General features: G+C 42.4%; 10 protein-coding genes. 8 read left to right on the top strand and 2 right to left on the bottom strand.

Translation table 11 applies throughout. The annotated features are described in order from the left end of the window. Nucleotides 1-41 precede the first annotated feature (41 nt). Nucleotides 42-1,958, bottom strand: coding sequence for a TRAP transporter permease (locus G6R08_RS05335; protein WP_163531123.1), 1,917 nt, complete (start codon nucleotides 1,956-1,958; stop codon nucleotides 42-44). 124 nt (nucleotides 1,959-2,082) lie between these two features. Then, complete coding sequence (locus G6R08_RS05330) at nucleotides 2,083-3,096, bottom strand: TAXI family TRAP transporter solute-binding subunit (RefSeq protein ID WP_163527029.1); 1,014 nt, start codon at nucleotides 3,094-3,096, stop codon at nucleotides 2,083-2,085. A 532-nt stretch (nucleotides 3,097-3,628) separates the two neighbouring features. Between G6R08_RS05330 and G6R08_RS05325 the strand changes: the two genes are divergently transcribed. The 8 genes from G6R08_RS05325 to G6R08_RS05290 all read left to right on the top strand — a co-directional run bounded on the left by G6R08_RS05325 (nucleotide 3,629) and on the right by G6R08_RS05290 (nucleotide 12,924). After that, nucleotides 3,629-4,372 carry an IclR family transcriptional regulator gene (locus G6R08_RS05325; RefSeq protein WP_163527028.1) on the top strand — a complete coding sequence of 248 codons (744 nt, stop codon included), beginning with the start codon at nucleotides 3,629-3,631 and terminating at the stop codon, nucleotides 4,370-4,372. A 14-nt stretch (nucleotides 4,373-4,386) separates the two neighbouring features. Next, nucleotides 4,387-5,340, top strand: a complete 954-nt coding sequence (locus tag G6R08_RS05320; protein ID WP_163527027.1) for a sugar kinase — start codon at nucleotides 4,387-4,389, stop codon at nucleotides 5,338-5,340. 14 nt (nucleotides 5,341-5,354) lie between these two features. After that, nucleotides 5,355-5,990: a bifunctional 4-hydroxy-2-oxoglutarate aldolase/2-dehydro-3-deoxy-phosphogluconate aldolase gene (locus G6R08_RS05315; protein ID WP_163527026.1), complete on the top strand. Its 636-nt coding sequence runs from the start codon at nucleotides 5,355-5,357 to the stop codon at nucleotides 5,988-5,990. A 5-nt stretch (nucleotides 5,991-5,995) separates the two neighbouring features. Then, nucleotides 5,996-7,144, top strand: coding sequence for a galactonate dehydratase (gene dgoD / locus G6R08_RS05310; protein WP_163527025.1), 1,149 nt, complete (start codon nucleotides 5,996-5,998; stop codon nucleotides 7,142-7,144). Between the two features lie 73 nt (nucleotides 7,145-7,217). Continuing rightward, a complete protein-coding gene (locus G6R08_RS05305) occupies nucleotides 7,218-8,576 on the top strand; it encodes a GntP family permease (RefSeq protein ID WP_163527024.1) in 1,359 nt (452 codons plus the stop codon). Between the two features lie 175 nt (nucleotides 8,577-8,751). Then, nucleotides 8,752-10,107, top strand: a complete 1,356-nt coding sequence (locus G6R08_RS05300; protein ID WP_163527023.1) for a D-serine ammonia-lyase — start codon at nucleotides 8,752-8,754, stop codon at nucleotides 10,105-10,107. A 206-nt stretch (nucleotides 10,108-10,313) separates the two neighbouring features. Beyond that, a complete protein-coding gene (locus G6R08_RS05295) occupies nucleotides 10,314-10,955 on the top strand; it encodes a YczE/YyaS/YitT family protein (RefSeq protein WP_163527022.1) in 642 nt (213 codons plus the stop codon). Between the two features lie 187 nt (nucleotides 10,956-11,142). After that, nucleotides 11,143-12,924: a helix-turn-helix domain-containing protein gene (locus G6R08_RS05290; protein WP_163527021.1), complete on the top strand. Its 1,782-nt coding sequence runs from the start codon at nucleotides 11,143-11,145 to the stop codon at nucleotides 12,922-12,924. The last annotated feature ends 103 nt before the right edge of the window (nucleotides 12,925-13,027 follow it).

Genomic DNA, 13,027 nt, shown 5'->3' with positions numbered 1-13,027 from the left:
GAACAGCCCCTGCTTTTTTACTTTCTATAAAATGATAAACATTATGAGGTAGTCGCTTCCTGTGGTCCAGGGCCGTCTTTCTTGTTGCGGGCAAATTGAATAGCTGCCACTACACCGAAGATAGCCAGACCGATTATTGAGATTAAATAGTCTGGATAGACAAGCAGTAATCCGCCTGCGAATAAGAGAAGTCTCTCAAGCCAATTGACTTTGCTGACAAAATGACCAATCATCGCTGCACTGATACTGGCCATACCGAGTAATGCAGTGACCACGGCAATTGACACGTTTAAGACGTTTGCATCTCCCTGTAAGAGTAAAATTGGCTGGGAAACAAAAACGTATGGAATGATAAAGGCGGCAATAGCCAGTTTGACAGCTGTGACCCCGGCCTTCATCGGGTTCGCCCCTGCGATACCTGCTCCAGCGTACGCTGCTAAACAAACTGGTGGAGTGATATCCGCCACAATACCAAAGTAGAATACAAACATGTGAACAGCAATAACTGGGACATCAAAGGCTAATAAAGCAGGTGCCGCCATTGTTGCTGTAACAACATAGTTTGCTGTTGTAGGAAGACCCATACCCAAAATGATACACGCAATCATCGTAAAGAACATAACTAAGAAGAATTGTCCTTGAGCCAGGTCGATAATTCCACCTGCAATTTTAGGACCAAGACCCGTTGTAGTTACGGTTCCTGCAATGATCCCTGCCGTCGCACAGGCAGCGATTACAGGTAATGCGGTTCGAGCACCTTCTTCTAGCAATTTAATAGTCCCTTTTAAGGACATCCGTGTTTCTTTACGGAAAAAGCTAATGACAAACGCAGTACCTATCGCAAATAATGCTGCATAGGTTGGAGTGTAACCAATAAGCAAAAAACCAATAATGATAACCAGCGGTAAAAATAGGTCAATTCGCTTGGCCAAGTTTTTGGTTTTCGGAAGTTCTTCTTTTTTAAGTCCCATAATCCCTTGTTTACGTGCTTCGAAGTGCGTACCTAAGAAGACACCGGCAAAATAAAGCACCGCTGGAATAATGGCAATCACAATGATTTCATTGTAAGGAATACCTGTATAGGAGGCCATGATAAAGGCAGCAGCACCCATGATTGGGGGCATGATTTGTCCTCCGGTCGAGGCAGAAGCTTCCGATGCCGCCGCAAAATGCGGCTTAAATCCGGCATTTTTCATCATGGGAATGGTGAAGGAACCAGAGCCTACTGTATTGGCTACAGAGCTACCACTAACCATTCCTTGCAAACCACTGGCTGCTACAGCTGCTTTTGCTGTGCCGCCTGTATAGCGTCCTGTTAAACGCAGAGCAATATCATTAAAGAACTGGCCGATGTTTGTTTTGACTAAAATGACACCAAAGAAGAGGAATAAATAAATATAAGTCGATGAAATTTGAATCGGAATCCCAAATATAGAACTGGAACTGTAAAACATTTCAGTTGCCAGTGTTGGCCAGTCATAGCCGGCATGTCCGATAACGGGAATATATTGACCTAACAAGCCGTAAAGCAAAGCAGCGATCGCAATGATAACGATCGGAAGCCCGACTACACGGCGGGTTGCTTCAAGTAATAGAATGATACCTGCTGTAGCAACAATTTGATCGAGATAAGTAAAACCAAAAATGATTGCTTCATTAATTAATCGTTCATAGTTATAAATAATGTAATAGTTAGCAAATAATGCAGCAATCGCTAAGAGTGCATCATACCAGGGAACACCGCGATTTTTGGTCATAGAGGACTTAATTGGGTATAAGAGATACACCAAGCACAAGGCAGCCCCTAAGTGAATTGCACCCTGAATCATAGATACATAGGCGCCTCTAAACGCTGTGTAAAGTTGGAAAATTGTAAGAGCTCCACCGAGGATTAGCGTGATCCATCCCCACGCTCCTAAATTTGTACGAAAAGCACTTTCTTTATCATATTTGGCCATCAATTCATGTTTGTCGATTTCTTTATTATCGTGTGCAGCCACTGTTCAACCTCCATTTCACTGTAAAAAATAGTAGTGAGGTGAAAGAACCGGACATCAAGTCCGGTTCTTACGCCAACTACTATTATTCGATAATTCCTGCCTCTTTAAAGTACTTCTCAGCACCTGGGTGAAGCGGAAGACCTTTAGCACCTGTTAACGCGCTGTCTTTAGTAATTAATTTAGCCTGAGCGATCGTCATGTCACCAGCTTTTTCATAAAGTGTCTTTGTTAACTTGTAAGCTAAGTCCTCACTGACCTGATCCTTTGAAGCTAATAGTAAAGCCATAGCTGTAACGGTTTGAACAGGTTCATCCTGCCACTCATAAGTTCCCGGTTCTACTGTATAAGCCTCGTATTGGCTGTTCTCTGTTACTGTTTTAAGAGCTTCTCCTTCAATATTCAGGAATTTAACTTCTCCAGTTGCCGCAGCCAGCTCGTCAGTAGTAGATGAAGGAACACCGACTACAGCGAAGGAAGCATCAATTGTACCGTTTTGCAGTTTACTTTTTGCGTCTCCAAATCCTTCTTCATAAGCTGTATAGTCGCCTTTTTCAATTCCATATGCAGAAAGAACAAGCTCAGCTGCTTCTCGAGTTGCTCCGCCTGGTGGGCCGATGGCAACACGCTTGCCTTTTAAGTCTTCAATGGACTCGATTCCAGTTGAATCTAATGTAACAACTTGCAATGCTTCAGGATAAAGAGAACCAATAACTCCTACATTATCCATCTTTTTACCTTCAAATTCTCCCTTACCTTCTGTTGCATTGATCATGGTTGTATTTTGGGCAATTCCAAGCTGGAAATCACCCGATTGAATCTTGGCAATGTTTTCTACAGATGCACCGGATTCTACGGAACTTACGTCAAACCCTTCAACATCAATATTATCTGCCCAAAGGTTCGCCATTTCTCCCCCTAATGGATAGTAGACACCGCCTACACTACCTGTACCCATTGTCAGGTTTGTGACGGCTTCTCCACCATCGCCACTGTCAGCGCTGTCGGTGCCGCCGCCATTTCCACTTTCGCCACAGGCACTTAAAATCATGCCGATAGCTAAGACTAGTACTAATGAAAATAAAGTTCTTTTCTTCAAAAGAATACCCCCTTAGTTTTATTTTTTTCATATTTAAATCATATTGGCCGTTCATCAACCAATATGTTTAAAACAAAAGTACCACTTCTTTCAATAAAAGAAAGCGTTTTATTTGTATTCTACCTTTAAACTCTAAAAACTACAAGATTATATAACGGATTAGAATTAAGGCCAGAGTAGTTTCTGGCTGTGATCTACAAGGAGAGTTTTGTGAGGGTGGGGTAATAAACAAAATTTGTCCTCTATTCATGCTTTACTATATTACGAATCTTTAGGTTAAATTATAACGTGATTAGGAAAAAAGTCTACCCTAAACTGTGCGGAAGTATGATTAATGATAGGGATGACTAAAGTACGCAGTATAAAAAATGATTGTGAATCGGTGTAATTGGAGCCAAATTTCTAAACAAATCAGAAAAGAAATTAAAAATGAATTTATGATTGATGAAAGCGTTTTATTATGCTAACATTAACAAAGATTCACATACAGAAAACGATTTCACATATATGAATTTTTGGAAGGTGTAGAGAAATGACGGTTAAATCGGCTGATCGTGTAATTGATATTCTCGATTTACTGAAGGATTTCCCTTCAGGATTAACGCTTAAAGAAATCGCTGGCAGACTGTCTTTGCCCCAGAGCAGTACATTTAATTTGCTCCAGACGATGGAAGCGAGGCGTTTTTTGACCGGGACAGAACGGAAAACGTACAAGCTTGGTCCGAAATTAATCCAAATCGGCACAAGGGCGCTGGAAACATTGGATGTCAATGCTGAAGCACAGCCTTACCTTCAGGAATTAATGGAAAACGTGGAAGAGACTGTTTTTATGGCGGTTATGTTGGAGAAGGAGCTTGTTTATGTGGCCAAGGTTGATAATTATCGATCTGTCAGAACGAGTGCCCAGATTGGAATGAGGAAACCGATGTATTGTACGGGGCTCGGTAAAGCCTTCCTTGCTTTTTTGCCGGAACAAGTAACCGCTAACATACTTTCGGAAATGGATATGCCTGCGATTACAAAAAACACCATTACCGACCAAGCTCAGTTGAGTGAACAGCTAAGAGAATTTCGCCAACAGGGCTATGCCATTGATGATGAAGAAAATGAAGGCGGGTTGTATTGTTTGGCAGCTCCAGTATTCAATGCGGCGGGAGAGATGGTGTCAGCCATTAGTGTTGCAGGTCCTAAAAATCGAGTATATCCACATCAATCAGATATTGTAGAAAAGCTGTCAGCAACGGCAGCGGCAATTTCTAAGCAGACGGGTTATTAGAAAGGAGGGGTTATATGGATGTTATTACGCTTGGGGAAACGATGGTATTATTCACCCCTAAAAATTCAGGATTGATGCGTTATGCTGGTGATTTTTCTTCAAAGATAGCCGGCGCTGAATCAAATGTGGCCATCGGACTATCAAGGCTGGGTCATAAGGCTGGCTGGATCAGCCGGCTTGGAAATGATGAATTCGGTGAAAGAATTCAGTCCTTTATTCGAGGAGAAGGTGTTGATGTTAGTCAGGTAACGTTTGATGAGACAGCGGCAACAGGGTTGTATTTTAAGGAAAAATTAACGCCCAGTGAATTGAGGCTGAAATATTATCGGCGTGATTCAGCAGCGAGCCGGATGTCGGCATCTGATCTGGACGAATCTTATGTTTCTCGCGCTCAGTTCCTCCATGTAACGGGGATTACTCCAGCGCTTAGTGAGCACTGTTATGAAACCGTTTTAACAGCTGTTGATTATGCAAAAAGAAATAATGTGAAAGTCGTTTTTGACCCAAATTTACGACGGAAACTCTGGAGTGAGGATCGAGCAAGATCGGTTCTGCGTGAGCTGTCTGCACAGGCTGATATTGTGCTGCCGGGAATAGATGAGGCCGAATTTATTTTCGGGAAATCAAATCCTGAAACTTTAGCTAAATCATTTTACGATCTTGGACCAGCTACTGTAATTCTCAAGCTCGGTAAGGCTGGGGCCTATCTATATTCCAATGAAGAAAAAGGCATTGTAGAAGGATTCCCTGTGGGGCAAGTTGTTGATCCGGTTGGGGCTGGGGATGGCTTTGCAGCTGGCTGTTTGTCTGGACTAATTGATGGAATCGATGTCAAAGAAGCCGTCAGACGCGGCAATGCTGTCGGTGCTATGGTAACGATGGCTGATGGAGATGTCGAAGGGTTGCCTGAGAGAGATAGACTAATAGGATTTATTAACCAAACGGATAAAGATGATGTAGAAAGGTAAGGAGGCTGGCCAATATGGCTGAAACATTACAGCGAATGATGGAACACAAGCTGGTAGCTGTGATACGCGGTGCAAAAGGCGAAGAGGTCCTGCCCATTGCGAGGGCTCTTAATGATGGGGGCATTCATATCTTAGAAATCACAGCAGATACCCCTCAGGTAAACGAGTTAATTAGCCAAGTGAACGACGAATTAGGTGATGAAGTGATCGTAGGTGCTGGTACTGTGCTGGACCCTGAGACAGCAAGAGCCGCGATCATGGCAGGGGCTCGGTTCATTTTTTCCCCGACTGTAAATCGTGACACGATTCAGTTGACAAAGCGTTATGGGGTTGTAAGTATCCCTGGGGCTATGACACCGACCGAAATTTTGACAGCGTATGAACATGGAGCTGATCTGATTAAAGTATTTCCGGCTGGAACGATGGGGCCTGGCTATATAAAAGATGTTCATGGACCGCTCCCTCATATTCCGTTGATGCCAACGGGCGGTGTTGATCTGTCAAATATCCGTGAGTATTTTGAAAAGGGAGCTGTAGCAGCAGGGCTTGGAAGTGCTCTCGTAAACCTTAAGCAGCCACTTAATGAAGAGTCACTAAAGGAGATTACAGCTAAGGCTCAACAATTCGTAGAAGCAATAAAGGATGTGTAATGGTCATGAAAATTACTAATTTTAAACTCTACCAAGTGCCGCCTCGCTGGTTGTTTTTGAAAATCGAGACAGATGAAGGAATTAGCGGCTGGGGTGAGCCCGTGGTTGAGGGGCGTGCCCATACAGTAGCAGCTTGTGTAGAAGAGTTGATGGAGTACTTAGTGGGTCAAGACCCGCGTAACATAGAAGACCATTTCCAGGTACTATATCGTGGTGGTTTTTACCGTGGCGGCCCGATCCTGATGAGTGCGATTTCAGGTATTGAGCAAGCACTCTGGGATATAAAAGGGAAATTTTACGATATGCCTGTCCATGAAATGCTAGGAGGGGCTGTCAGGAATGAAATTCAAGTTTATTCCTGGATCGGCGGTGATCGTCCGCAAGATGTAGGTGCTGCAGCGAAAGAAAAAGCTGAAGCTGGATTTACGGCGATCAAGATGAATGGAACCGAAGAAATGAACTATATAGATAGTTACTCGAAGGTTGATGCAGCTGTAAACCGAGTCGCCGCAATTCGAGAAGCTGTCGGCAATGACTTTGGAATTGGGATTGATTTTCATGGCCGTGTTCACAAGGCAATGGCTAAGATTTTAGTGAAGGAACTTGAACCGTACCGCCCGATGTTTATTGAAGAGCCAGTACTCGTTGAAAACCTCGAGGCTTTTAAAGAGATTGCCAGCCATACAACCACTCCAATCGCGACGGGAGAGCGTAATTATACGCGCTGGGGATTTAAACAAATGCTGATGGATGGGGTGGTAGATATTATCCAGCCGGACTTGTCCCACACCGGGGGAATTCTTGAAGCGAAGAAAATTGCAGCCATGGCTGAGACGTTTGATGTGGCTGTTGCTCCACACGCGCCGCTTGGCCCGATTAATTTGGCGGCTTCTCTGCAAGTTGATGCGTGCACACCGAACTGCATCATCCAGGAGCAGAGTCTCGGTATTCATTACAATAAAGGGAGCGATCTGCTGGATTACCTAGTTGATCCGACGGTATTTGAATATCAGGATGGGTCAGTGAAAATGCCAAAGGGCGCTGGCCTTGGTATTGAAATTAACGAGGAACGTGTGCAACAAGCATCTGAAGAAGGACATCAATGGAAGAATCCAATCTGGCGTCATAAGGACGGTACTTTCGCAGAATGGTAAGTCTGGACTTCAACTACCGAATTCCTTTAGAAAAAATATAAGGTAACAAAACCAACGGAGGAGGAGAAGTTACATGTCTACAACTGGGTTGATTTTACTGGCAGCTTTTGGTGTCGCGTTACTATTATTCCTAGTTATCCGCGTGAAACTACAGGCATTTATTGCTTTAATTGTTGTTAGTTATATTATTGGTCTTTTAGCTGGGATGAGCCCTGCCGAAGTGTTTGAAGCTGTAGCAGCAGGTATGGGAGGAACCGTGGGCGAGATTGCGGTTATTATCGGTATCGGTGCTATGTTTGGTGAAATATTGAAAGTTTCTGGCGGCGCTGAACGATTAGCACTGACGCTGATGAACAAATTCGGAGAAAAACGCGTGAACTGGGCACTTGTACTAACTGGTTTTATTATTTCTATTCCTGTGTTTCTAGATGTAGCATTTGTAATTCTAGTACCTATCTTATACAGTTTAGCCCAAAAAACTGGTAAGTCATTGCTGTATTATGGTATTCCGTTGCTTGCTGGTTTAGCGGTTACACACAGTTTCGTACCGCCTACTCCTGGACCAATCGCGGTAGCTTCCTTATTAGGAGCGAATATTGGCTGGGTCATTCTATTTGGTCTAATTGCCGGTATTCCGGCTGCGATTATTGCCGGACCTATCTTCGGAACGTATATTTCTAAAAAGATCCATGTAGAAGTGCCGAAAGTGATGCTTGAGAATATGGTAGAAGAAGCGAAGGGGAAGGAATACGATAAAGAGCTTCCTAGTTTCAGCATGATCGCTGTTCTTATTCTATTACCTTTATTTCTTATTCTGTTAAACACTTTTGGAGGAGTAATGCTGGCAGAGGATAGTACATTACTGACTGTGCTTACGTTCATCGGTAACCCTGGTGTTGCATTGACAATCACTGCTTTACTGACTTTCTATCTGCTAGGAACGCGCCGTGGATATTCTAAAGAGGAAATTCAAGAAATAGCGACGAAATCATTGGAGCCTGCAGGTATTATTATTTTAATTACCGGAGCAGGTGGTGTGTTCGGACAAGTGCTCGTTGAAACGGGAATTGGTGATGTTTTGGCAAATTCGATGAATAACTTGAACATGCCTATTATTGTTTTTGCCTTCCTTGTTGCCTCTGCTGTACGTATTGCTCAAGGTTCAGCAACCGTGGCGATGGTAACAGCTGCGAGTTTAATCACTCCAGTGATCGATTCACTTGGAATTGGTGGTCCGATGCTTGCACTTCTAGTTATTACGATTGCATCAGGAGCGACAATTGCTTCTCATGTGAACGACTCAGGCTTCTGGATGGTGAACCGATTCTTCGGGATGTCCGAGAAAGATACGTTGAAATCTTGGACAGTTATGGAGACGATCATTGCTTTTGTTGGTTTTGGAGTGTCATTGATCATTAGTATGTTTATCTAAGCAAAGCTGATAAAGGCCTGGACACACACCGTGTTCAGGCTTTTTTCTCGGTTGTACCATTTTCTGGATGACCTGAGGTGGAACTATTTGGCACTTGTACCATGCAAATGTGTTAAATCGGTTTCGCGAGGGAAAAATAGTAGTAGAATAGAGGTTTAATTAGGAGGCGTTGTGATTGGATCAAAGTACAGTACTAGGAAAGTCGCTAAAAGAATGGAAAGACGAATTACCTTTATTAGAAAGCATTATGGAATTAGAACCGGTGATATGGAGTAATACAAGCTATAAAAAGATGGATCAGATTCCTCCATTTTCAATCACCAAGGCTGATATCTACGAAGCGGAGCAGCTTTGGAAACGCTTTGCTCCCTTTCTTAGGAAAGCCTTTCCTGAAACAGATTCTACTAAAGGGATCATCGAATCCCCTATTCGCAATATCGACAGCACGGGAAAAACAATGGAAGAAGTGTATGAGAAAAACTTTGAAGGGAAATTATACTTAAAATGTGACCATGAGCTGCCGATCTCAGGCTCCATTAAGGCTCGGGGAGGGGTTTTCGAGGTGCTGAGTTACGCAGAAGAGCTTGCCTTAGAGAACAGCTTCATTTCAAAAGATGATAACTACGAGGCGTTTCTCGAACCCGAAATGAAGCAATTCTTTAGCCAGTACACGATCGGAGTGGGTTCAACAGGTAACCTAGCCCTGAGCATTGGGACGATCAGTGCGAAACTTGGATTCACCGTCCACGTGCACATGTCTGCAGATGCGAAACAATGGAAGAAGGATCTTTTGCGTGAAAAAGGAGCGCAGGTTTTTGAATACGAAGGAGACTTTAGTGAAGCAATCACGAATGGGCGTGATCGAACGATCGAGGACCCTAAAGGATATTTCGTTGATGATGAAGATTCAAAAGCTCTGTTCTTAGGATATAGTGTCGCAGCATTAAGGCTAAATCAGCAACTTGCTGAAAAAGGAGTGACCGTTGATGAAGAGCATCCGTTATTTGTCTATCTGCCATGTGGCGTCGGCGGTTCACCTGGTGGAATTACATTTGGGTTAAAGCACGTATTTGGGGATGCAGTTCACTGTTTCTTCGTGGAGCCTACCCATTCCCCTTCCGTTTTACTCGGATTGATGACCGGCAAAAATGAACAAGTCAGTGTTCAGGATTTTGGCTTGGATAACCGAACAGAAGCAGACGGCTTAGCAGTTGGACGTCCTTCTCGTTTTGCTACGGAAATAAGTAGTTACCTAGTTAGCGGCTTGTACACCCTTGAAGATGATGAACTTTATAAATTATTGGCCTTACTGGCAGACAATGAAGGTATTAACGTTGAGCCTTCTGCCGCGGCAGGACTTCTCGGGCCGTTGTTGCTAAAAAACTTTACCTACATTAAAGAGTATAATCTTCAGGGGAAACTGTCTCAAGCTACTCATATCTGCTGGTCTACAGGCGGCTCTCTCGTCCCTGAGGCAGACAGAAAAGGATTTTATCAAAAAGGCAAATCCCTGTTGAAAGAAAGTAAATAAAAATATCCAAATAGTCCCACCTCAGGTCATCCAAAATCTGGATGACCTGAGGTGGGATTCTAAGTGTTCCTCGATTATCCCGTCAATCCTGTTATTTCCAGAGTTTTTTCTGTTGACGTGTGGAATAATCGCTAATAAAATGTGGTCACGAATTTTAGAGAAACCCTCTTTAGTTCACACATTTTATGAGAGGGGAGGGTCTCGTTTTGCTTTATCGGGCAACGATTTACCTTCTTGGGATGGTTCTCAATTTCTTGGGAGTTACACTTATTATTAAAGCTGCATTAGGTGCAGGATTCTGGACATCATTTTTTATCGGTGTTTCAGATCATCTCGGGTTTACCGTCGGGTTCTGGTATGGAGTGTTTCAGCTGATTATCATATTTATAAATGCAAAATTAATGAATCAGCTGCCGGAATTTCGGGCGATTATCCCAGTATTATTGGAAAGTGTTATCTTGGACTTTTGGCTGGAAATTGTTTTTGCAAACGTCGATTTAACGACAGCTCCATTTATACTACAAGTTGCTATGTTACTTGGAGGAGTTGCTGTTGTGGGAATGGGGGTTGCAATCTATATTCTTCCGCAATTCCCGCGTGCTCCAGTGGATCAATTATTTTTGGCGGTCAGTCACCGTTTTAATTTGAGTTTGCAATTAGGTCAAACGATTGTCGCCATGGTGATGACGACACTAGCTTTCATGATCGGCGGACCGGTAGGGATTGGAACACTGACACCGATGATCTTCCTCGGAGCAGTGATTCAACTTTGCTATACACGCTTCTATCCACTGTATTACAAGTTTCACCCCAACAGCGAACAAGAACTGCAAAAACAATTTATGTAATATATTTTGTAAATCATTACCACCTCAGGTCATCCAGTATTTGGATGGCCTTGTTTATATGTTTCTAAATATGGTTGAAATCATATTATGATCTTCTCTTTCTAATAATATGGGTAGCGTATATTTGTTATGATTAAGTCCTTAAAGCAATGTTCCTATTCCTGAAGAAAATAAAGGAGATGGCTTGATGGAAAGTGAAAAAAGGTTGATGAGCTTAATTCATTCAGTTCGTGTGTTGAATTCAACACGAGATCTTTCAGAAGTGCTTCATCAATTAATTAAAGAAGTACATAATGTCATAGGCGGTGCTAACGCCAGTGTCTTATTTTTATATGACAAGCAGTCAGGCTTCCTCTACGCAAAAAGCGCGATTGGTTTTGATATGGAATTTATGAAGCATGCTCGTTTACGTCCTGGAGAAGGAATGAGCGGTCGAACATTCTTGTTAAAAAAGGGAAATATATTTTATTCAGAAGAAGATACAGCATATGGGATGTCTAATATTCCAAAGGAAACAGAAAACTATTATGCACGAGCATTAGGCAAGATGGAGTACCCTGAAAGTGCCATTTGCGTCCCGTTGCTTTCAAATAATGAGTGCATAGGTGTGCTGACCGTTGATATTTATGAAAAGGGTATTCAATTTGACGAAGCGGATCTGCAGTTGTTAGAGACGTTTGCTGGCCAAGCGGCCATAGCGATTGAGAATGCTACACTGTTCTCTCAAAATGAACGGACTAAACGAATACATGAGGAATTATCGAAAGTGTCGCTTTCAAAGGGGGGATTAAGTGATATTACTAGATCACTGGCGGGGCTGATTGATCATCAAGTATTGGTGTTTAATCAGTTCATGGAGTCATTGGCTGTATCAAGTCAAGGAGTTGAACATTTAGCCCATGACTTGAAGGATAAATTCAGCTCTCTATTGGAAGCAAGTCTGACTAAATCGGGGTTCTCTTCCCATCGCGTCACCTTGTTCCAACAGGGGCATTTCATTTATTTTTTCCCTATAAAAACGGAAAGAATGACACTTGGCCTGCTGACAATTATCATAAAGGATTATTCCGAATTGGACCCACTAGACAAGATTGCCATTGAACAAGCCATCCCGATTTTCGCAATGGAAATTGACCGTCAGGAACGCCTGCTGGCAGAGGACTTCAATAATTCTGGAACCATCTTAGAACAGTTGATCCATGCCCCTTACGATGAGCTCTCTTCTAATCATCTGGCAAAGCTTAATTTTCCTGAGCATGACTCTCATCATTATGTTATTGTGCATCTCTTTATCAAAAACCCGCTGCTAGCTTTTGAAAAAATTAGTAGTAAAAAGCAGCAGCTCATGAGGATCATTTATCGGGAAGTTTCAAACCTTTCATATAAAACACTCGTTTATGATAAAAACATGGAAATTACGTTGATGTTCACCGTTTCTTCCTCGTTGGATGAAGAACGAATATTCCAACGTCTGGAAAAACTTTTTAGCAAAATCATTAAGACCTCTTCAGAAAAATTAGATTTAGCCAACTTAGCAGGTTTTGGTCAAGTCGTGAAAAAGTTAAAGAATGTTCATCTTTCTTATACTGATGCCAAACGGTGTGTTCAATATTTACAAACGGCTTATAAGGGAGAATCTTTGCTGACGTATAAACAGCTCGGACCTTATCGGCTCTTTTTAAAATTTGATCGAAAGGAGCTGAAGGAATATGCCGAAGCTATTCTTGGTGTAATTATCAACTATGATCACAACCACGGAACGGAGCTGTTAAAAACGTTACAGGTTTACTTAGAATCAAATCAGAATATGGAGAAGAGTTCTAAACAGTTGTTTGTTCATGTAAATACAGTGAAGTACCGTTTAAAAACGATCTATAAAATCTTACGAGTCGAGGAGCTATCAGGCAGGGAGGCATTTGAATTGCAGCTTGGGCTCCGTATTTTAGAATATTTGGATATGAAAGCTTAGTAATTATGGATAACCGACAAAACACTAATTAATTTTTTGTCGGTTATCCATATATTTTATTCGGTTGAATTATCATATAATTTTGACTATTACCTTTTTAAAC

The sequence above is a fragment of the Halobacillus ihumii genome (genome assembly GCF_902726645.1).
GTDB lineage: Bacteria > Bacillota > Bacilli > Bacillales > Halobacillaceae > Halobacillus_A > Halobacillus_A ihumii.
This window is presented reverse-complemented; position numbering and strand designations above follow the sequence as displayed.

Coding starts and splice junctions, on each gene's coding strand:
- G6R08_RS05335 (WP_163531123.1), bottom strand. CDS start 1,958: ATGGCCAAATATGATAAAGAAAGTGCTTTTCGTACAAATTTAGGAGCG.
- G6R08_RS05325 (WP_163527028.1), top strand. CDS start 3,629: ATGACGGTTAAATCGGCTGATCGTGTAATTGATATTCTCGATTTACTG.
- G6R08_RS05320 (WP_163527027.1), top strand. CDS start 4,387: ATGGATGTTATTACGCTTGGGGAAACGATGGTATTATTCACCCCTAAA.
- G6R08_RS05315 (WP_163527026.1), top strand. CDS start 5,355: ATGGCTGAAACATTACAGCGAATGATGGAACACAAGCTGGTAGCTGTG.
- dgoD (WP_163527025.1), top strand. CDS start 5,996: ATGAAAATTACTAATTTTAAACTCTACCAAGTGCCGCCTCGCTGGTTG.
- G6R08_RS05305 (WP_163527024.1), top strand. CDS start 7,218: ATGTCTACAACTGGGTTGATTTTACTGGCAGCTTTTGGTGTCGCGTTA.
- G6R08_RS05290 (WP_163527021.1), top strand. CDS start 11,143: ATGGAAAGTGAAAAAAGGTTGATGAGCTTAATTCATTCAGTTCGTGTG.